The 19,109-nt window shown below is 66.8% G+C and carries 19 protein-coding genes and 1 tRNA gene; 15 read left to right on the top strand and 5 right to left on the bottom strand.

The features are described from left to right. Position 1: 1 nt before the first annotated feature. The 8 genes from OHS03_RS24380 (at position 2) to OHS03_RS24345 (ending at position 7,340) form a co-directional block, all read left to right on the top strand. On the top strand, positions 2–1,456 hold the full coding sequence (locus tag OHS03_RS24380; protein WP_328657305.1) for a sensor histidine kinase: 1,455 nt from the start codon (positions 2–4) through the stop codon (positions 1,454–1,456). Positions 1,457–1,548: 92 nt separating this feature from the next. Then, positions 1,549–2,922, top strand: a complete 1,374-nt coding sequence (locus tag OHS03_RS24375; protein ID WP_328657303.1) for a S1C family serine protease — start codon at positions 1,549–1,551, stop codon at positions 2,920–2,922. A gap of 47 nt (positions 2,923–2,969) precedes the next feature. Then, positions 2,970–3,464 carry a MogA/MoaB family molybdenum cofactor biosynthesis protein gene (locus OHS03_RS24370; RefSeq protein ID WP_228537147.1) on the top strand — a complete coding sequence of 165 codons (495 nt, stop codon included), beginning with the start codon at positions 2,970–2,972 and terminating at the stop codon, positions 3,462–3,464. Continuing rightward, positions 3,461–3,682, top strand: a complete 222-nt coding sequence (locus OHS03_RS24365; protein WP_056813948.1) for a hypothetical protein — start codon at positions 3,461–3,463, stop codon at positions 3,680–3,682. The genes OHS03_RS24370 and OHS03_RS24365 overlap by 4 nt, the downstream gene beginning before the upstream one ends. Before the next feature lie 524 nt (positions 3,683–4,206). Further along, positions 4,207–4,887 (top strand): MspA family porin, encoded by a 681-nt coding sequence (locus tag OHS03_RS24360; protein ID WP_056813945.1) that lies wholly within the window; start codon positions 4,207–4,209, stop codon positions 4,885–4,887. Positions 4,888–4,953: 66 nt separating this feature from the next. Then, a complete protein-coding gene (locus tag OHS03_RS24355) occupies positions 4,954–5,613 on the top strand; it encodes an MspA family porin (protein WP_056813942.1) in 660 nt (219 codons plus the stop codon). 340 nt (positions 5,614–5,953) lie between these two features. Beyond that, entirely contained in the window at positions 5,954–6,622 is a 669-nt protein-coding gene (locus OHS03_RS24350) for an MspA family porin (protein WP_328657302.1), read from the top strand. A 61-nt stretch (positions 6,623–6,683) separates the two neighbouring features. Next, on the top strand, positions 6,684–7,340 hold the full coding sequence (locus tag OHS03_RS24345) for an MspA family porin (RefSeq protein ID WP_328657300.1): 657 nt from the start codon (positions 6,684–6,686) through the stop codon (positions 7,338–7,340). Positions 7,341–7,412: 72 nt separating this feature from the next. Here OHS03_RS24345 and mscL read toward each other — a convergent pair whose 3' ends face one another. From mscL to OHS03_RS24325, 4 genes are all read right to left on the bottom strand, one after another. Then, positions 7,413–7,859 (bottom strand): large conductance mechanosensitive channel protein MscL, encoded by a 447-nt coding sequence (gene mscL / locus OHS03_RS24340; protein ID WP_301903581.1) that lies wholly within the window; start codon positions 7,857–7,859, stop codon positions 7,413–7,415. A gap of 147 nt (positions 7,860–8,006) precedes the next feature. Beyond that, positions 8,007–8,675: an SAF domain-containing protein gene (locus OHS03_RS24335; protein WP_328657298.1), complete on the bottom strand. Its 669-nt coding sequence runs from the start codon at positions 8,673–8,675 to the stop codon at positions 8,007–8,009. Between the two features lie 90 nt (positions 8,676–8,765). Next, the gene (locus tag OHS03_RS24330) at positions 8,766–9,080 is read right to left on the bottom strand and encodes an FmdB family zinc ribbon protein (protein ID WP_328657296.1); all 315 of its coding nucleotides are present in this window, start codon (positions 9,078–9,080) and stop codon (positions 8,766–8,768) included. A gap of 71 nt (positions 9,081–9,151) precedes the next feature. Beyond that, the gene (locus OHS03_RS24325) at positions 9,152–9,751 is read right to left on the bottom strand and encodes a 5-formyltetrahydrofolate cyclo-ligase (RefSeq protein WP_328664386.1); all 600 of its coding nucleotides are present in this window, start codon (positions 9,749–9,751) and stop codon (positions 9,152–9,154) included. A gap of 222 nt (positions 9,752–9,973) precedes the next feature. Here OHS03_RS24325 and OHS03_RS24320 point away from each other — a divergent pair, with 222 nt between their 5' ends. The 6 genes from OHS03_RS24320 to OHS03_RS24295 all read left to right on the top strand — a co-directional run bounded on the left by OHS03_RS24320 (position 9,974) and on the right by OHS03_RS24295 (position 16,284). After that, on the top strand, positions 9,974–10,900 hold the full coding sequence (locus tag OHS03_RS24320) for a UTP--glucose-1-phosphate uridylyltransferase (RefSeq protein ID WP_328657293.1): 927 nt from the start codon (positions 9,974–9,976) through the stop codon (positions 10,898–10,900). Positions 10,901–10,937: 37 nt separating this feature from the next. Further along, a complete protein-coding gene (glp, locus tag OHS03_RS24315; RefSeq protein ID WP_328657291.1) occupies positions 10,938–12,197 on the top strand; it encodes a molybdotransferase-like divisome protein Glp in 1,260 nt (419 codons plus the stop codon). Positions 12,198–12,209: 12 nt separating this feature from the next. Next, positions 12,210–12,860: a GNAT family N-acetyltransferase gene (locus OHS03_RS24310; protein WP_056816118.1), complete on the top strand. Its 651-nt coding sequence runs from the start codon at positions 12,210–12,212 to the stop codon at positions 12,858–12,860. Between the two features lie 136 nt (positions 12,861–12,996). Further along, a complete protein-coding gene (gene sepX, locus OHS03_RS24305; protein ID WP_328657289.1) occupies positions 12,997–14,004 on the top strand; it encodes a divisome protein SepX/GlpR in 1,008 nt (335 codons plus the stop codon). A gap of 97 nt (positions 14,005–14,101) precedes the next feature. Continuing rightward, positions 14,102–14,174: transfer RNA gene (locus OHS03_RS24300), tRNA-Ala, on the top strand. A 520-nt stretch (positions 14,175–14,694) separates the two neighbouring features. Continuing rightward, a complete protein-coding gene (locus tag OHS03_RS24295; protein ID WP_328657287.1) occupies positions 14,695–16,284 on the top strand; it encodes a glycosyltransferase family protein in 1,590 nt (529 codons plus the stop codon). Positions 16,285–16,352: 68 nt separating this feature from the next. Here the strand turns inward: OHS03_RS24295 and OHS03_RS24290 are convergent, their stop codons facing one another. Beyond that, positions 16,353–17,837, bottom strand: coding sequence for an MDR family MFS transporter (locus tag OHS03_RS24290; RefSeq protein ID WP_328657284.1), 1,485 nt, complete (start codon positions 17,835–17,837; stop codon positions 16,353–16,355). A 324-nt stretch (positions 17,838–18,161) separates the two neighbouring features. On the opposite strand from OHS03_RS24290, the gene OHS03_RS24285 reads away from it, so the two are divergent. After that, positions 18,162–19,088, top strand: coding sequence for an alpha/beta hydrolase (locus OHS03_RS24285; RefSeq protein ID WP_235569384.1), 927 nt, complete (start codon positions 18,162–18,164; stop codon positions 19,086–19,088). The last annotated feature ends 21 nt before the right edge of the window (positions 19,089–19,109 follow it).

The raw sequence follows: 19,109 nt of genomic DNA, 5'->3' as shown, positions 1-19,109 counted from the left end.
CATGGCACCCAAGGAACCCGCGGTCGCCGTTCTCGGCAGGCCGCTGGACGCGGGCGAGATGCGTCCGCCGACCCCGCTGACCCGCTCGGTGTCGCTGCGCTGGCGGGTGACGCTGCTGGCGGCGTCGGTGGTGCTGATCGCCGTCGCGGTGACCTCGATCGCCGCCTACGCGATGGTGGCGCGCGCGCTGTACGCCGATGTCGACGCCCAGCTGGAGGCCCGTGCGGCCACCATGATCAACAACAACTTCGAGACCGCCGGATTCCAGTCGATCGTGCTGGCCGGGCTGTTCTCCAACGATGTCGGCGTTGCGCTGATCTATGCCGGTCACAAGCCGTATATGCCGCCCCAGCAGACGATTCCGCCGGTCGGCGCCCAGGAGCTCGCCGTGGCCGACGGCAAGATCAACTCCTCGCTGCGCACCGTCGGCGACCAGCGGGTGCTCGCCGCGCGCACGCACAGCGGCGCGACGCTGATCATCTCGCAGAAGCTCTATCGCACCCGCGAGGTACTCGATCAGCTGGCCTGGCTGCTGTTCGTGGTCGGCGCGTGCGGTGTGGTGCTGGCCGCCGCGGCCGGAACCGCGGTGGGCCGCACCGGTCTGCGCCCGATCGCCCGCCTCACCGCGGCGACCGAGCGCGTGGCCCGCACCGACGACCTGACGCCGATCCCGGTGACCGGTGACGACGAATTGGCCAGGCTCACCGAGAGTTTCAACACGATGCTGCGGGCGCTGACCGAGTCACGCGACCGGCAGCGCCGACTCGTGGCCGACGCCGGTCACGAGCTGCGGACTCCGCTCACCTCGCTGCGCACCAATATGGAGCTGCTCATCGCCTCGGGCAGGCCGGGTGCGCCCCGGCTGCCGGACGAGGACATGGCCGAATTGCGCGCCGATGTGGTCGCCCAGATCGGTGAGCTGTCGACACTGGTCGGCGACCTGGTCGATCTGGCCCGTGAGGACGCTCCCGAAACCGTGTACGAGCGGGTGGATCTCGGCGAGGTGGCCGAGCGTGCGCTCGAGCGTGCGCGACGAAGGCGGGTGGGGATCACCTTCGTTGCCGATCTGGCGCCGTGGTTCGTCTACGGGCACGAGGCGGGCCTGGAACGGGCCGTCCTCAACGTCCTCGACAACGCGGCCAAGTGGAGTCCGCCCGACGCGGTCGTGCGCATCACCATGCGCCCGGCCGGTCCCGGTCTGCTCGAACTGGCCGTCGGCGACGCGGGCCCCGGTATCCCCACCGACGAACGCGAACTGGTCTTCGAACGCTTCTACCGCACGACCGCCTCGCGTTCGATGCCCGGATCCGGGCTCGGGCTCGCGATCGTCAAGCAGGTGGTGACCAAACACGGCGGCACCATCGCGGTGGACACCTCCGATCGTGGCGGCGCGCTGGTGCGCATCGTGTTGCCCGGGGAGGCGCCGACCGTGCTCGACGAGTCCGGCGCCGAGTGATCGGCGGAGTCACGGCGAACTGATAGTCCGATCTCAGGCGCCTCTCAGTAGCCGTCAGGAAGCTGGTCTGCAAGCGTGAGGAGACAGACACCATGACCGACGATCCCCAGCGGCACCCTGCTGACCACCCCGCCGAGACCGGTGGGCAACCGGATCAGCCTTCGTTCGGTGGGCACCAGGGCGAGCAGCCGCCCTACGGCGGCGAAGCCGCCCACCCGAGCCAGGCTCCCTATGGCGGGCCCTACGGCAACCCCGCGCCTTATGGCGGCCCCGCGCCGTTCGGTCACCAGCATCCGCAGGGTGGTCCGGCCCCGCACAGCGTCGCGCCGCAGGCGTTCGGCCCCGCGCCGACTCCGCAGCGAAAGCCGTTGCGGCTCGGCCTGATCGCCGGAGCGACCGCCTTGGCGCTGGTCAGCGGTGGTATCGGTGGGGTTGTCGGCGTGCTCGCCACCGATTCGAATTCCGCACCGGTGACCAACGCGCTCGAGGCGCCCAAGCCCGCGGTGAACAATGTCGCCAACGCGCCCGCCGGGTCCACTCAGGCGGTGGCGCAGCGGGTATTGCCCAGTGTCGTGATGATCAAGGTCGCGGGTAGTCGTGCGTCCGGAGAAGGTTCCGGGGTCGTGCTGTCCACGGACGGGCTGATCCTCACCAACAACCACGTCGCCGCGGGCGCGGGCGCCTCGGCGAAGATGGAAGTGGTGTTCAGCGACGGCAGCACCGCGCCCGCCACCATGATCGGCGCGGATCCGGTGTCCGACCTGGCTGTCATCAAGGTCAGCGGCAAGACCGGGCTCACGCCGATCGAGTTGGGTACCTCCGACGGACTGGCGGTCGGCCAGCCCGTGATCGCCATCGGCTCGCCGCTCGGCCTGGCGGGCACTGTCACCACCGGCATCGTCTCCGCCCTCAACCGTCCGGTCTCGACCAGCGGTGAGGGAGCCCCGAGCCAGGTGAACCCGGTGATCGACGCGATCCAGACCGATGCGGCGATCAACCCGGGCAATTCCGGCGGTGCGCTGGTCGACGGGCAGGGCAAGCTGATCGGCATCAACACCGCCATCGCCAGCCTCGGCGGCGAGGCGGCGGGCGGCGCCCAGAGCGGTTCGATCGGCCTCGGCTTCGCGATCCCGGTGGATCAGGCACGCCGGGTCGCCGACGAACTGATCAAGACCGGCCACGCCACCTACGCCCAGATCGGCATCAAACTGCGCCCGCAGGACACCGCCGCGCGCGTACTCGAGGCCACCCCCGACGGCCCTGCCGCCAAGGCGGGCATCCCGGCGGGCGCGGTCATCACCCGCCTCGACGACCGTCCCATCGACTCGGGCGACGCGCTGATCGCCGCCGTCCGCTCGCACCAGCCAGGAGACAAGGTGAAGGTGACTTACACCGACGAACAGGGCGGCAATTCCAAGATCGCCGAGGTCACGCTCACCGCCGCGGCGGCCGAAGGCGGCCGATGATGCGTTCGAACGCAAACCTGTCGTGCGTAAGCGCTACGGTGATGACCATGGACATCGATGCTCCCGTGGCAGGGCGCGCACTGGTTGTTGTCGTCGACGATCGGACGGCTCATGGCGGCGTGGATTCACTCGGCCCACTCGTCACCGAATTGCTCAACGAGGCCGGGTTCCTCGTCGACGCCTCGGTGACGGTCCAGGCCGAGGAGGTCGAGATCCGCAATGCTCTCAACACCGCGGTGATCGGCGGTGTCGACCTGGTGATCTCGGTCGGCGGCACCGGCATGTCGCCGCGCGATATCACCCCCGAGGCCACGACCCAGGTGCTCGACCGCGAACTGCCCGGCATCACCGAGGCGCTGCGCGCGTCGGGTCGCGTGGCGGGCTCGCTCGACGCCGGTCTGTCGCGTGGCGTCGCGGGCATCTCCGGCAGCACCCTGGTGGTGAACCTGCCCGGTACCCGTGCGTCGGTCCGCGACGGCATGGCCACCCTCGGCCCACTGGCCAGCAAGGTGATCGGCGAACTGTCCGGTCTGGACGAATGACATCCGATCCGCGCGACGCGGTTCCCGGCCCCGATGATCAGGGCCGGGAACCCGCGTCGGCGGACGAGCTCCGACGCAAGGCCGCCGAGGCGGCGCGGCTGGCGAGGATCTTCGGCGATGTGCTGCCCGAGACCACCGGTGACGAGCGCGGCGACCGATCACGCGACTCCGGCGCGGACGAATGGTTACGGTCCCAGGTTCCCCCGCATCACGGGTGATCGGCCCGTTATCTACGTAGCCGCTACGTAATAGGCGGTATCGGAATAGCCTATTTCAGCGCGAACGGGCACTGCCGACAAATACTCGAGGCCACGCGAAAGCGTGGTCTTTTGTCGTTGGAAGGCCCGAATCGCTACCCATGGCTATCTCCTGTCAAGGTGCCATGACAGGAGCCTTTTCGACTGCATCAATGCACGTCAAAGCATGTGGCGATGTACGAATGTGTGCTGCGCTTCACAGTGAAATTTACGAACTCTTTCGTTGCCATATCCGTGGAACGGCGTTTAATGTTCGCCATTGAGCCACCAACTATCGGTCCCCGCAGTACTCCCGCTTCTGTGCGTTGAACTACCCGGTGGAGCCCTGGCTCGGGTTCGCCACACCGGCCCCGGCCGTATCGTCGAAATAACAGTTAGTTACGTAACGGCAACAAAGGGGCGACACACTGATCTGGGCCCTGTGAGGTCCACTTGTCCGGCTTCGAAAGTCGAGGTCGGCTGTTAGACACCTGATGAGGGGAAGTATGAGCGAGAACCGCACCACCGGTGTGCGCCGTGGCGTCCGTGCCGCGGGCGTCGGCGCTGCCGCGGCCGCCGTGGCCTTGGGCCTGCTGTCGACCGGTGCCGCCAATGCCGACACCTTCGTGCCGTTGCCGGACGGCCAGAAGGTCAGCCCTGCTGGCGTGACCATCACCCGCACCCATGAGTCCGCGCTGATCTCGCCGTCGCTGTCCGCCAATGGCGCGGGTCGCGTCGTGTGGGTCTCGGGCACCGCGGTCGCCGAGGTCAACGAGACCCCCGAGGGCGAGGTCGGCCCGTGGAACGGCCCGACCGGCCGCCCCGGTTCCAACAATTCCTCCACCCACGGCGCCTCCCAGCTGAACACCGGCTACATCGTCGGTTGCCAGGTGAGCATCGCCGATGACGCGATCGGCGCCGGCCTGTCCGGTGGCCTGAGCACCGGCGGCGTGACCGCCGGTGGCTCGATCGGCGTGAACCTGGGCCCGGGCGAGGTCAAGTTCGTGCAGATCAGCTCGAAGGACATCCTGAAGGCCGGTACGTACGCGATCGATTACCAGGACGCGGAAATCGAGATCCAGGGCTGCGCCGGCTACGCGCAGGCTCGGGCCTACACCGTGGTCGAGATCATCGGCGACCACTACTCGAAGACCACCCTGTACGGCATGCCGTTCAGCATCGGCTGACGTCTTTCGATCCGGCACGAATCTTCTTCTCGCTTCGGCGAACTCAATCCTCGAGGGACAAATCCTATGATCAACCGTAAGTTCATGGCGAAGGTGGCGGGCGTCAGCGCTGCGGCCACCGTGGCCGTCGGCCTGTTCTCGACGGGCGCGGCCAATGCCGATACCTTCGTTCCGCTGCCGGGTGGCCACATCACCAAGACGCTGTCCGACGGCACCGTGGTCGACATCGCCCTGGTCGGCGAGTCGGCCAACATCAACCCGTCGCTGGGTTCCACCCCGGTCCACCGCAACGCGTGGGTTTCGGGTAGCGCTCAGGTCTCCGTCTCCGACGGCGGCTCCGGCAAGATCTTCCCCGGCTACACCGTGGGTTGCCAGGTCAACATCGCGGGCGGCGGCGTCTCCGGCGGCGGCGACCTCGGCAGCGACTGGGAGGGCAACGTCGACGCGGGCGTGACCTCCGGCGGCGAGCTCTCGCTCGGCCCCGGCCAGTCGAAGTCGTTCTACGTCCTCGACCTCGAAAAGGCCGACGACTTCGGTTCGGAGTCGCACGGCAAGTCGAACAAGTTCAAGGACGGCTCGGGCTCGGTGACCTGGTCCGACGAGACCATCGGCCTGACCGGCTGCGGCGGCTACGCGCAGGCGCGCGCCTTCGTCTCCGTCGAGGTCGAGACCGACAACGTCATCTCCTGGGTGACCCTGTGGGGCGCTCCGTTCAGCCTCGGCTGATCTGTTCGCATCCCGCACTCGAAACGGGCCGGTCGCTCTGCGACCGGCCCGTTTTGTGTGCGCGAACTCCAGTAGCACTGGACATTACGAGTCAGTCTCACTATGTTGAACCCGAATCGACTGCTCTTGCAGTCGAAGTCACTTGCGTTTTCGTTCGCCGATCGGCTGAGCTCGCGCCGATCCGGTGACCAACAGCTTCTCGATCCACCTCCCGGCAGGGCGCATCTGTCCTGTTGCCAGCGGTGCATGTCCTGGTGACACACCCCAGCTGGGTCCGGGCGCAACACAGATATCGACCTCGATGGTCGAGGTCGGATTTGCGTATACCTCGAGGGGAAGAATGAGCGAGAACCGCACCAACCGCGGGCGTCGCGGCGCTTGGAGCGTAGGCGCCGCCGTGGCCGTGACGATCGGCCTGTTGTCTGCCGGTGCTGCCGATGCGGACACCGTCGTACCGTTGCCGGACGGCCAGAAGGCCGGCCCCGGTGTCACTTTGAGTCGTACCGGTGAGCGTGCCGTGATCTCCCCGTCGCTGGCCGCCAACGGCGCTGGTCGCGTCGTGTGGGTGTCAGGCAATGCCCGCGCCGATGTGCAGGTCACGCCGGAGGGCGAGGTCGGGCCGTACAACGGTCCGACGAACCGTTCCGGCTCCAATAATTCTTCGACGCATGGTGCGTCACAGCTGAATACGGGTTACATCGTCGGTTGCCAGGTGAGCATCGGCGACGAGGCGATCGCTGCTGGGTTCGCCGGTGGAGTATCGACCCTCGGCGCCTCGGCCGGTGGTGCGATCGGCCTTCACCTCGGCCCCGGGCAGGTCGCCTTCGTGCAGATCGATGCCAAGGACATTCTGAAGCCCGGCGTCTATTCGGTGGAGTACCAAGACGCGGAGATCGATATCCAAGGGTGCGCGGGCTACGCGCAGGCCCGGTCCTACTCGGTGGTCGAGATCATCGGCGACCATTACTCCAAGACCACGCTGTACGGCGCGCCGTTCAGCATCGGCTGATCATCGGCCGAATCGAAACTCTTTCTCGTTCACGCGAATTCACCCTCGAGGGGTCACAGTGATGATCAACCGTAAGAGCATGGCGCGCGCAGCCGGATTCATGGCGGCGGCGACTGTGGCATCGGGTTTGCTGTTCACGGGTGCGGCCGATGCCGACACCGTGGTTCCGCTGCCGGGTGGCCACATCACCAAGACGCTGTCCGACGGCACTGTCGTCGACATCAGCCTGATCGGCGAGTCCGCCAACATCAATCCGTCCATGGGGTCCACTCCAGCGCATCGCAACGCCTGGGTTTCCGGTAGTGCGCAGGTCTCGGTCTCCGGTGACGGCGGTGGCAAGATCTTCCCCGGTTACACCGTGGGTTGCCAGGTCAATATCGCCGGTGGTGATGCGCTCGGAGACGCTGGAGGCGAGGTCGTGGAGGGCGTGGAGTTCGGCGAGGTGAACACCGGCGGCGAGCTCACCGTCGGCCCCGGCCAGGCGAAGTCCTTCTACGTCCTCGATCTCGAAATGCCCGACGACTACGGCAATGAATCCCACAAGACCCGCAATGCCTTCAAGGGCGGGTCGGGCTCGGTGACCTGGGCCGACGAGACCATCGGCCTGTCCGGCTGCGGTGGTTACGCCCAGGCTCGTTCGTTCGTGAGCGTCGAGGTGGAAACCGACAACGTCATCAGCTGGGTGACCCTCTGGGGTGCGCCGTTCAGCCTCGGCTGAGCAATCACCAGGTAGGAACTCGGGTCCCGCTCACCTGGTGAGCGGGACCCGATGCGTTGCGGGAGTGCCGGATCAGTAGGTTTTCTTACCGTCGGTATCCGACGCCGGTTCGGCCAGGTAGCTGTGCTTGCCGTTCGAGCGGCTGTGCTGTTCGGCGAGCAGGTCTCGGATCTGGATGAGCAATTCGTTTTCGCTGAGCTTCTCGTCGGCGGCGGAGAAACGCTTCTTCGCCCTGGTCGCGGGCACCACCAGGACGAAGTAGAGGATCAGCGCGACCAGCACGAAGTTGATCGCCGCGGTGATGATCGGCCCGATTTCGATGAAGGTGGCCGGTTTGTCCGCGATGAGCTGGAAGCCGAGCCCCATCTCGTTCGATCCGCCGAACACCGCGAGCAGCGGATTGATGATCCCCGTGGTGAACGCGGTGACGATCGCGACGAACGCCGTGCCGATGACGACAGCGACCGCCAGGTCGACCACATTGCCGCGAAGTAGGAAATCCCTGAAACCTTTGAGCATTGCCGATGTCTCCTTCGTACAGGAGCCGGCCCGGGGCGCTGCGCTCCATATCGAATGTTGCGAAACGGTCTGCTTGGTTCCTATCCGATGCTAACGAGAGTTCGGGCAAATTTCTCGCGAACTCTCTGTGGGCGACAGAGGTGGCGGTCAGTGGAAGACGACAGTCAGTGCCGTCCGCAGTGACGCGCCGGCGACGGCGGTGGCGTATTCGGTGTCCAGTGCGAGCAGGACCACCCGTTCCGCCCCGCGCCGATCGCCCGTCGCGGTGACGAGCACGACCGCGGCATCGGTGGCCAGCGTCCGCGCGGGTTGGCTCGCCCCCGGCCCGCCCGCATCCTCGACCCCGACGACATCGACTCGATCACCCGACCGCAACACATCAGCCACCGCTGCATCGGCCAATCGAATCGGCACGATCCGTGCATCGGCGCTACCCGCGGCCGCAGCGGCCAGCCGTGGCCCGACGACGCGCAGATCGGTGAAGGTTTCCCCGGCGTGCATGGCTCCGGTCAGTGTCGCGCCGAGCAGGGGAGCGGTATCGGCGACCGAACCTGTTGGCAGCGAACGGGATTCATGTTGATCGACACGCAGATCGTCGGCGGCGAGCAGCCGACCGGGTGCGAGATCGCGGGCCGCGACAACAACCGCCACCCTCGTGCCACCGGGATCACCACGCACGAACAGCACCACGGCAGCCACGGCGAGAACAGCGGCGGCGATACGTCGGGCGAGCAGCGCGTCGGCCCAGGCCGGACGGTTACCGAGGGCGAAGCGCCAGGAACTGCCACGTCCCAGATCGGCGAGACTGCGAGTCATGGCGACAGCGTAGAACCGCGGCACGGCGGCAAAGCCGCCGAAAGCCCCGCCTGTGGATAACTACGGGGCTGTGGACAACTGTGGAATAGATCAGCTGGCGGCGGCCGGAGTGGAGCTGGTGGACGCGCTCGACGACGAATCGCCGTTGCTGCCGGACCCGTTGGTGCTCGACCCGTTGCTGCCGCTCTCGGACGAGGTCTTCGCCGGTTCACTCGCGGTGGACGCGCCGCCACGGCTGTCGGTGCGGTAGAAACCGCTGCCCTTGAACACGATGCCGACCGAGTTGAACAGCTTGCGCAGCTTCCCGGAGCACTGCGGGCATTCCGTCAGTGTGTCGTCGGAGAAGGACTGAACGATGTCGAAGCGGTTGTCACACTGGGTGCACGCATACGAATAAGTTGGCACAGGATCCTCCGCAAGTCTCTCGTCGATCTAGCACTCTACCGCCGACACTGCCAACGTCGCGAATCGCCGTTTCATTCCGGCGAAACGGGGAGGTCGCGGCCCAGCTGTTGCAGCCCGCCACCCGGGGTGAGTACCCAACCCATCCGCCGATCGTGCGGTTCCTCGGGAAGCAGGTCGACCAGCTCATTATCCCGTACAACGGCGATGAGGCGCACGTCAGCACGGACAGCGCCGAGCGTCCGGTCGTAATACCCGGCACCACGCCCGAGCCGGACGCCGCGTCGATCCACCGCGAGGGCGGGAACCAGGATCGTTGTGGCGTCGGCCACCACGGCGGGTGGCAGCGTCTCGGTGGCCGGTTCGAGCAGGCCGTAGCGGGCCTTGCGCAGCGAATCCGCGCCCTCGTAGCGCGCCCAGCTCAGCGGACCGGGCTCGCGGGTCACCGGCAGCAACACCGTGGCGCCACGCGCGCGCAGCACGTCGAGCATGCGCAGATCGCCGGGTTCGCCGCGAATGGGCACGTAGGCGCACACGACGTCATCGGGCCCGGCCAAGCGGGCTGCCGAGGAAGCGAGCGCGGCCGCGTCGACGGCGTGTTCGGTGGGCTGCACTTGTGCGCGAGTGGCCAGGATCTCGCCGCGCCACGCATATTTGGTGCGCTCACCGGGCATCTCCACAGCGACCACCATAGTCTGCACAGGCGCGCAGCGATCCGAAGTCTTTCGCGCACGGACAGGGCGAAGGCGGAGGTACGCATAGTCTGCACAGGCGCGCAGCGATCCGAACTCTTTTGCGCACGGCCGGAGCGAAGGCGGAGGTACGCCTAAGCTCTTGCCGACGCCGGATCGTCGCGAGGAGGCGATCGGACGGCACTGAATGGATAGGGTATGCGCATGACAGACAAGACTTCCGGTTTCCGCACTGCGGTGGTACCCGCGGCCGGACTCGGGACGCGGTTTCTGCCTGCCACCAAGACGGTGCCCAAGGAGTTGCTGCCGGTGGTCGACACCCCCGGCATCGAGCTGGTCGCGGCCGAGGCCGCCGAATCCGGCGCCGACCGGCTGGTGATCGTCACCTCGCCGGGCAAGGACGGCGTCGTGGCCCACTTCGTCGAGGACCTGGTGTTGGAGAGCACCCTGGCCGAGCGCGGGAAGTTCGCGCTGTTGGAGAAGGTTCGCAAGGCCCCGGCGCTGCTCGACGTGACATCGGTCGTCCAGGAGGAGCCGCTCGGGCTCGGCCACGCGGTCGGCCAGGCCGAAGCCGTCCTCGACGACGACGAATTGGCCATCGCCGTCCTGCTGCCCGACGATCTGGTGCTGCCGTGTGGCGTGCTCGAGACGATGAGCCGGGTCCGCCGGGAGCGTGGCGGCTCCGTGCTGTGCGCCATCGACGTGCCGAAATCGCAGGTCAGCGCCTACGGTGTCTTCGACGTCGAGGAATGCGCCGACGGAGCCGAGACCGACGTGTTGCGCGTCAAGGGCATGGTCGAGAAGCCCGATCTCGCCGACGCGCCGTCGACCCTGGCCGCCGCCGGCCGCTATCTGCTCGACCGGGTGATCTTCGACGCACTGCGCCGGATCGAGCCGGGCGCGGGCGGGGAACTGCAGCTCACCGATGCCATCGCACTGCTGATCGCCGAGGGCCACCCGGTACACGTGGTGGTCCACCGTGGGTCGCGCCACGACTTGGGCAACCCGGGCGGTTATCTTCGAGCTGCTGTGGATTTCGCCCTCGAGCGGGACGAATACGGCCCGCAACTGCGCGAGTGGCTGAAGTTCCGGCTCAGTCCGGAGTGGGATCCACAGTCGCCCGTCGCCTAAACGCGGTCAGGTACACCGCCATAGATTCAGGAGCTCGATGCGCTCGGTTGAGGATCAGCTGATCAAGGTCACCGCGGCTGCGGTCGCACCCCGGCCGGTCCGGGTGGCGATTTCCGAAGCCCAAGGTTTGCTGTGCGCGGAAGACGTCATCACCGAACGGCCGCTGCCCGGCTTCGATCAGGCCGCCATCGATGGGTACGCGGTGCGCAGCGTCGACGTCACCGCCGCGGGCACCGACGTGCGCGACGAGGAGGGTGAGCTGATCGACCTCACCCTGCCGGTGGTCGGCGAGGTGGTGGCCGGTTCACGCCAGCCCATCCGATTGCAGCCGCGCCAGACCGTCCGGGTCGATACCGGCGCGCCGCTGCCGACCCTGGCCGACGCGGTGCTGCCGGTGGAGTTCACCGACGGTGGGCGGGCCAGGATCAAGGTTTTCGAGCCGGTTCGCTCGGGCGACTACGTCCGCCGCATCGGTGACGACGTGCAGCCCGGTGACGTGGCTGTCCGGGCGGGCACGATCATCGGCGCGGCCCAGGTGGGCCTGCTCGCCGCGGTCGGCCAGGACAAGGTGCTGGTGCATCCGCGCCCGCGCCTTTCGGTGATCTCCATCGGTGGCGAGCTGATCGACATCGACCGCACGCCCGGTCCCGGCCAGGTCTACGACGTGAACTCCTATGCCCTGGCGGCGGCCGCGCGCGACGCGGGCGCCGATGTGAACCGGGTCGGCATCGTCAGCGCCGATCCGCGCCGACTGCGTGACGTGGTCGAAGGGCAGCTGGTGCGCTCGGAGGTCGTGGTGATCGCTGGTGCGGTCGGCGGCTGGGCCTCGGATCAGGTGCGCGAGGCGCTCGACGGCCTCGGCGAGCTCGAGGTCGACCGGGTGGCGATGCACCCCGGCTCCGTGCAGGGTTTCGGCCGGCTCGGGCGCGACGAGGTGCCCACCTTCCTGCTGCCCGCGAATCCGGTGAGTGCCTTGGTGGTGTTCGAGGTGATGGTCCGTCCGCTGATCCGGATCGCGCTCGGCCGCCGTCAGCCGATGCGTCGAATCGTGAGCGCGCGCACCATCACTCCCATCACCTCGATGCCGGGCCGCAAGGGCTACCTGCGCGCGCAACTGCTGCGCGACGAGACGACCGGCGACTACCTGGTGCAGCCGCTCGGCAACGGCAACGCGGGCTCCTCGCATCTGCTGGTGTCCCTCGCCGAGGCCAACAGCCTGATCGTGGTGGAACCCGACGACACCGATTTCCGCACCGGTGACGAAGTGCAAGTCGCGTTCTTGGCGCAGCGCGGCTGAAAAATGGAATCCATGAACGTATTCCGGGCCGGACAGCATCCCGGCTGGCCCGCCCGGCTCGGTCCGGTAATGGTGGCGGGCGGCAAGGTGACCCTGCGACCGGTGCGTTTTCGTGATGCCGCCGCGTGGAGCCGGATCCGGCTGCGCGACCGCGACCACCTCGAGCGCTGGGAACCGACCGGGCGCGGCAGTTGGGAGGCGCGCAATCACGCGTCGAACTGGCCGTCGCTGTGGACGAGCCTGAAGGCCGAGGCCCGGCGCGGGGCGATGATCCCGCTGGTCATCGAGGTCGACGGGCAGTTCAGCGGTCAGTTGACCATCGGCAACGTTGTTCGCGGCGCGCTGCGCTCGGGCTGGATCGGGTACTGGGTGGCCAAGGATCTCGGCGGTCAGGGGGTGGCGACCGCCGCGCTCGCGCTCGGCCTCGACCACTGCTTCGGCCCGGTCGGCCTGCATCGCGTCGAGGCGACGGTGCGGCCGGAAAATCTTGCCAGCCAGGCGGTTCTGCGCAATGTCGGCTTCCGGGAGGAGGGGCTGCTGCGCCGCTACCTCGATGTCGACGGTGCGTGGCGTGATCACCTACTGGTCGGTCTGACCGTCGAAGAGGTTATGGGCACTGTGGTAGATCGCCTGGTCAGGGAGGGTCGAGCGGCGCTGCCGTGAAATTTCTGTTACTCATGTGGCAGGTGTGCACGGCGCGCCTGCCACACGGGTGCGTCTGCCCGAATTAACCTACGGACGTCAGTGGTGCGTCCACAGAGGGACAACACGTAGGTGGGGACGGGAGGTGATGACCGCGATGCCGAATTCGATCCTGTGGATCGGACTGGTGGTGCTGTGGGTCTTCGTCCTGTTCCCGATCCTGGCGGACCGGCATCCCCGGATCCGCCGCACCACCGATGCCGCGCTCGCCACACGCGTGCTGCACCGTGGCGGGGCCGAACGACGGATCCGCATCGGCGCGGCGGGCGGTCACGAGAGTGACCCCGATTACCGACCCCGTGTGCTTCGCAAGCGCTCCCACCGAACTGATTCGGAGGATCGGATGACGACCGAAGAGCCCGTCACCGAAGATGACGACGAAAAGCTGACCCCCGCAGTCGAACTCGAGGCCGCCGAAGCCGAGGCGGACCCCGACGACCTCGGAGAGCCCACCGCGACAGCCGATCCCGACGACGACGAAACAGAAGATGCTGCGGCGCAGCCGGTCTCGGCGGACGCCGACGAGGACCCACCCGTCGCCGCGCGCATCCCACCCGCGCCGCCGGCCCGACTCGACGACCTCGTCGTCGAGGACGCCGAATTCGACGATGACGACGACTTCACCCCGTCGCGCCGCGGTCGCGGCGGCTACGACCCCGAGGCCGACGCGATCGCCCGCGCCGCCCGCTACAGCTTTCGCCAGCGGGCGGTCATGGGCCTGATCGTCGGCCTGATCCTGTTCGCCGCGTTCGGACTGCTGCTCAACTCGATGTTCTGGTGGGCGTGCGGGCTGTCGGCGGCGGTGCTCACGGGCTATCTCGCCTACCTGCGTAAGCAGGTCCACCTGGAGGAGGAGATCCGCCGCAGGCGCGCGGCTCGCCTCACTCGCGGCAAGCGCCAGGAAGCCGCTGAAGCCACTCCGGAGGCGGCTACCACCCGGCGCACCATGGACCGCGACACCGCACGCGCCCTGCGCCGTCGCTCCACCCTGCTCGACACCGACGACGAGGACCCGAGGTTCGAGTTCCTCGAAATCTTCGATCCGGCCACTTCTCGCGCACTCCGCAACCGGGTCGAAGACCTCGGTCAAGCCGTCGGCGAGTAACTGGTGCAACCACGCAAATCAGCAGGTCAGAGTACCGATTCGGTATCGGGGCGCAACCCCTGATACAGTGTCACAGCGCGGTTCGCCAGAGCCGCACGGGGCTATAGCGCAGTTGGTAGCGCGTCTCGTTCGCATCGAGAAGGTCAGGGGTTCGATTCCCCTTAGCTCCACCCCCAGAAGGGCCCGGTCACCGACCGGGCCCTTTCTCTGTACCTGGCGAACATCCGCCGCCCCTCCGCCGTGGCGCGCACTCTAGGCGCGATACGAATAGATCGCATGCCCCCAATAGTTATGGCACGATACATTGATGAATATTTACTGGTGAGTAATAGTCGTTTCATTCCCGGTGTCGGTATATGTAGAATTTCATTGTGAAAGCTTCATTTTGCTGTACAGCACTGGATTCAACTTATTCGCAAACTATATAAACCGTAATATCGGTCACGTTGGTAACGCTGACCAAGTGGTAGCCGATAGACCGAAAATGGCTATTACTGTGCAGGTCGATGCATTTGCGGACCCTGCTGAATGGCAGTAACGTTCCGGTAAATCACATGATCCGCGCAGGACCGCGAGCGCTCGCTCACCAAGTTCGCTGCCGGGGAGGAATCGTTTCACCAGCGAACAGATGTGACGTCACCATCGGGAGGGGCGTCGAACGCGTCTGTTGGAAAGCATCAGAGGCAGTTCATGACAGCGGTCATCGAGGTTCGTACCGAGCCCGAAGAAATACCGAATACCCATCCGTCGTTCGCGTATCGTGGCGTCGCGCTGATCGCTTCGATCGCCGCGATCGCGCTGACGGCAACGGCGGGCCGTTACGACTACTTCGGTGACGAGCTCTATTTCCTCTCCGCCGGACGGCGACTCGACTACACCTATGCCGATCAGGGCGTGGTGGTGCCGATGTTCGCGTGGATCGCCGACCAGCTCGCGCCGGGATCGGTGACGGCCCTGCGCTTCCCGGCTGTCCTGATGTGCGTGGGTGCGGTAGTCGTGGCGGCACTGATCGCCTACGAACTCCGGGGCAGCCACCGCGTTCAGATGCTCGCCGCGGCCGCGTACGCGTTGTCGGGACTGGCGGCCAATCAGGTCGTGCTGAGCACGTTCTCCTTCGATGCCACCTTCACGGCCGTGATCACCTGGCTGTTCATTCGCTGGGTTCGCACGCGCCAGGACTGGCTGATCGTCGTAGCCGGACTGGTCGCCGCCCTTGATATGCAGGTGAAGTGGATGATCCCCATCGTCTGGGCGTGCCTGGGCACAGCGGTGGTCCTGTGCGGCCCCCGCGACATCCTGCGCCGCCCCGCGCTGTGGGTGGCGACCGGCATTCTCGCTTCGTCGCTGATCCCGATTCTTTACTGGCAGTCACAACACAATTGGCCACAGCTGGCAATGGGTGCGGTCATCGGAGCCGAGCAGGATGCCACCGGTTACGGTCCGGTGGGATTTCTTCCGCAGTTTCCCATCTTGGCCGGCATCCTGGGCACATTGTTGCTCGCTATCGGACTCTGGGCGGCCTTCGAACAGGAGTCGCTGCGCCCGTATCGATTTATCGCGGTGGCACTTGTGATCATGACCGCATTTGTCATGTTCACGCATGGACGGCCTTATTATCCGGGCGGTCTCTTTCCCGCGATGTTCGCCTTCGGCGCCGCCGGCCTCTGGCAGTACGACCGGAAACGGTGGATGAATGTGGCGCTGGTTCCGATCGCCGGAATCTCGGTGCTGACGACCATCGTGACACTCACGGTGATACCCCTCGCGCCCAGTTGGCGCACACAGGCCGAGGACGCGATCGATCTCGGACTCCGAACGGCATTCTTCGGAAACACCAATTGGTCATTGATGGTTTCCGCCGTCAACGACGGCTACCGCACGCTGACGCCTGCGGAAAAGGCCGACGCCGTCATCGTCGCGCAGGGCTATCCGCAAGCAGGTGCCGTAGAACAGTTCGGCAGGCAGCACGGGCTACCCGCCACCTATAGCCCGAGCCGTGGCTTCGGGTTCTTCGGCCCGCCACCGGACTCGGCGACGTCGGTGGTCTACGTCGGGCTCGACACCGCCGAACACGAACTGCGCACCCGTTTCACCGAGGTGGAGCGCGTAGTCCACCTCGACGATCCCATGGGCATTCCCGGCATCGACCGCATGACCGCCGTCTGGGTCTGCAAGGGTCCGAAGCAGCAGTGGTCGACCATGTGGGACTCCATGACCACGCTGTATTTCGATCTCGGCCTCTGGCGAGACGGTCGGACCACCACCCGACCCACGCACTGAGCGAGGACGACACAAACGAACCCCCGGTCGCGAAGGCGGCCGGGGGTTCGTCTTTGGGTTCCGGGAGGTCAGTTCTTGACCAGCTCCGGCTCGTCCGCCTCGTCCTGCACGGGTGCGGCGTGCGGGTCGGTCGCCGCGCGGTTCGGCAGCAGGACCGCCATGGCGATCACGACCAGGGCCAGGGTGGCCGAGATCAGGAAGGCCAGGCGCATGCCGTCGAGGGTGGCGACGGCCGCCGGGGTGCCCTCTTCGATGAGCGAGGTGCTGCGGGCCGACATGACGGTGACCACCAGTGCGGTACCGAAGGCCGCCGCCACCTGCTGGATGGTGCCCAGCATCGAGCTGCCGTGCGAGTACAGGTGCATCGGCAGTGCGCCCAGGCCCAGGGTGAACACCGGGGTGAACGTCGCGGCCAGCGACACCATCAGCAGGATGTGCAGGCCGAGCAGCTGCCAGTACGGCATGTCCATCGAGATCTGGGTGAAACCGGCCAGCGAGGCCGCGATGCCGATCGAGCCGGGGATCACCAGCAGGCGTCCACCGAACTTGTCGAACAGCTTGCCGACGGTCGGGCCGAGCAGGCCCATCGCCAGACCGCCCGGCATCACCAGCAGGCCGGTCTCCAGCGGGCTCAGACCGCGCAGGTTCTGCAGGTACAGCGGCAGCAGGATCATCGAGCCCATCATCGCCAGGAACGCGATCGACATCAGGACCAGTGCCTTGGTGTAGGTGCCCTGCAGCAGGACGCGCAGATCCAGCAGCGGGGTTCCGTTGCGCTGCAGGCTGATCTGACGCAGCGCGAACGCCGCGATCAGCGCGACGCCGGCGGCGGTGATCAGTGCCGCGGTGGTGTAGCTGTCACCGTGGAACTTGCTCAGCCCGAACACCAATCCGCCGAAGCCGAGAGCCGCCAGCGCCACGCTGGGGAGGTCGAGCGTGCCGGGTTGCGGCTCGCCGACGTTCTCCAGCTGACGCAGACCCAGCCAGGTGACCAGACCGGCGATCGGCAGCATCACCACGAACAGCAGCCGCCACGAGTCGATGCCGGGGATGGCGATCTGCAGGATCAGGCCGGAGATGACCGGGCCCATCGCGGGCGCCACCGAGATGGCCAGGGTGACGTTGCCCATCACGCGACCACGGTCCTGTTCCGCCACGACGGTCATCAGTGTGGTCATCAGCAGCGGCATCATCACCGCGGTGCCGCCCGCCTGGATGACGCGGCCGACCAACAGCACCGCGAACGTCGGCGCGAGCGCCGAGATCACGGTGCCCGCGATGAACACGCCCATCGCGGCCGCGTAGGCCTGCCTGGTCGTGACCCGCTGCAGGAACCAGCCGGTGGTGGGAATGATCGCGGCCATCGTGAGCATGAACGCGGTGGAGACCCACTGCGCGGCGACCTCGGTGACGTGGAGATCGCTCATCAACCGCGGAATCGCGTTGATCATGATGGTTTCGTTGAGGATGACGACGAAGGTCGCGAGCACCAGCACGCGGATGACGGTCGGTGTCTTGCCCTTCGTCGTCGGCGTGGATAGATCGGCTGGCATCGGGGTAACCTCCGGAGGACATGGGTACGGCGGGGCGTGAGCTGTGGCCCGATGCCGAGTCGACGACGTCCCGGCACCACAAGAGAGAAGACGGATTCCGTCGGTCCAACTCATCGGGCGCCGGTCAGTATTCCGGGCGGGTACGACACAAATCACCTGGTTTTCCGGATTCGCGTCAGCGCGAACGTATCGAAAGTCGCAGGTCCCGGGGATATCGAAGCGAATCTCGGGCGGGATGGTGAGCCTGGTCACTGCCCGATTTCGACCTACGGCGCGCCGGTGTGTTCCCGGAGTGGCGCCCGAAATGCGGGGTATACCGATGAGGTGACTGCATCGAGAACGTGGCTTGCTGTGGTGTGCGCGATTGTTGCCGCTCTCGGGGGCGCGAAGGCATCGGCCGATCCGGGGGCCTATGTGGCGGGCGAGGCGCCGCTGGGTGGCAGGTCCGCGCAGATCGATGTGTACTCGCCCGCGATGGGGCGGGTCATCCAGAACAAGGTGATCAAGGCGGCGGGGGCCGGGGCGCCCACGTTGTATCTGCTCACCGGGGCCGGTGGTGGGGCGGACGGGATCTCGTGGTGGGACAACACCGACGTACGCACCTTCTTCGCCGACAAGTTCGTGAATGTGGTGATGCCGGTCGGGGGCGCGTACACGCTGTACACCGATTGGATCTCCGATGACCCCGGGGTGGGCCGGGTGCGGTGGGAGACCTATCTGACGCAGGAGTTACCCGGGGTGATCGACGGCGCGCTCGAGACGAGTGGGCGCAATGCCATCGCCGGTGTGTCGATGAGCGCGTCCTCGGCCCTGGATCTCGCGATTCGGAGTGGTTCGCGGTTTTCCGCGGTGGCGGCGCTGAGTGGTTGCCCGTGGGCGTCGGATCCGATGGGGATCGCGATGGCCAGCGCGCAGGCGGTGCGTGGCGGTGGGAATCCGGGGAATATGTGGGGGCTGCCCGGTGGGCCGGGGTGGCAGGAGCACGATGTCTTCGCCAACGCGGGGCGGCTCGCGGGGAAGGCTGTTTTCCTGTCCGCGGCGACGGGGGTTCCGGGTGCGCAGGATCGGGGTTTGCCGATGCCGCCGATCGAGGCTCTCGCGGGGGCGTGTACGGCTGCTTTCGCGGGGCGGTTGGGGCAGTTGGGGATTCCGGCTGTGCATGTGCATCGGCCTAGCGGGTCGCATACCTGGGGGCAGTTTCAGGCTGACTTGCATGAGGCTTGGCCGCATTTGGCTGCCGCTATCGGGTGAGAGATCGGGTGAGAAGTAGTC

The organism is Nocardia salmonicida (genome assembly GCF_036142455.1).
Classification (GTDB): domain Bacteria; phylum Actinomycetota; class Actinomycetes; order Mycobacteriales; family Mycobacteriaceae; genus Nocardia; species Nocardia salmonicida.
The sequence above is the reverse complement of the archived record's forward strand: the minus strand, read 5'-3'. Positions and strand labels throughout refer to the sequence as shown.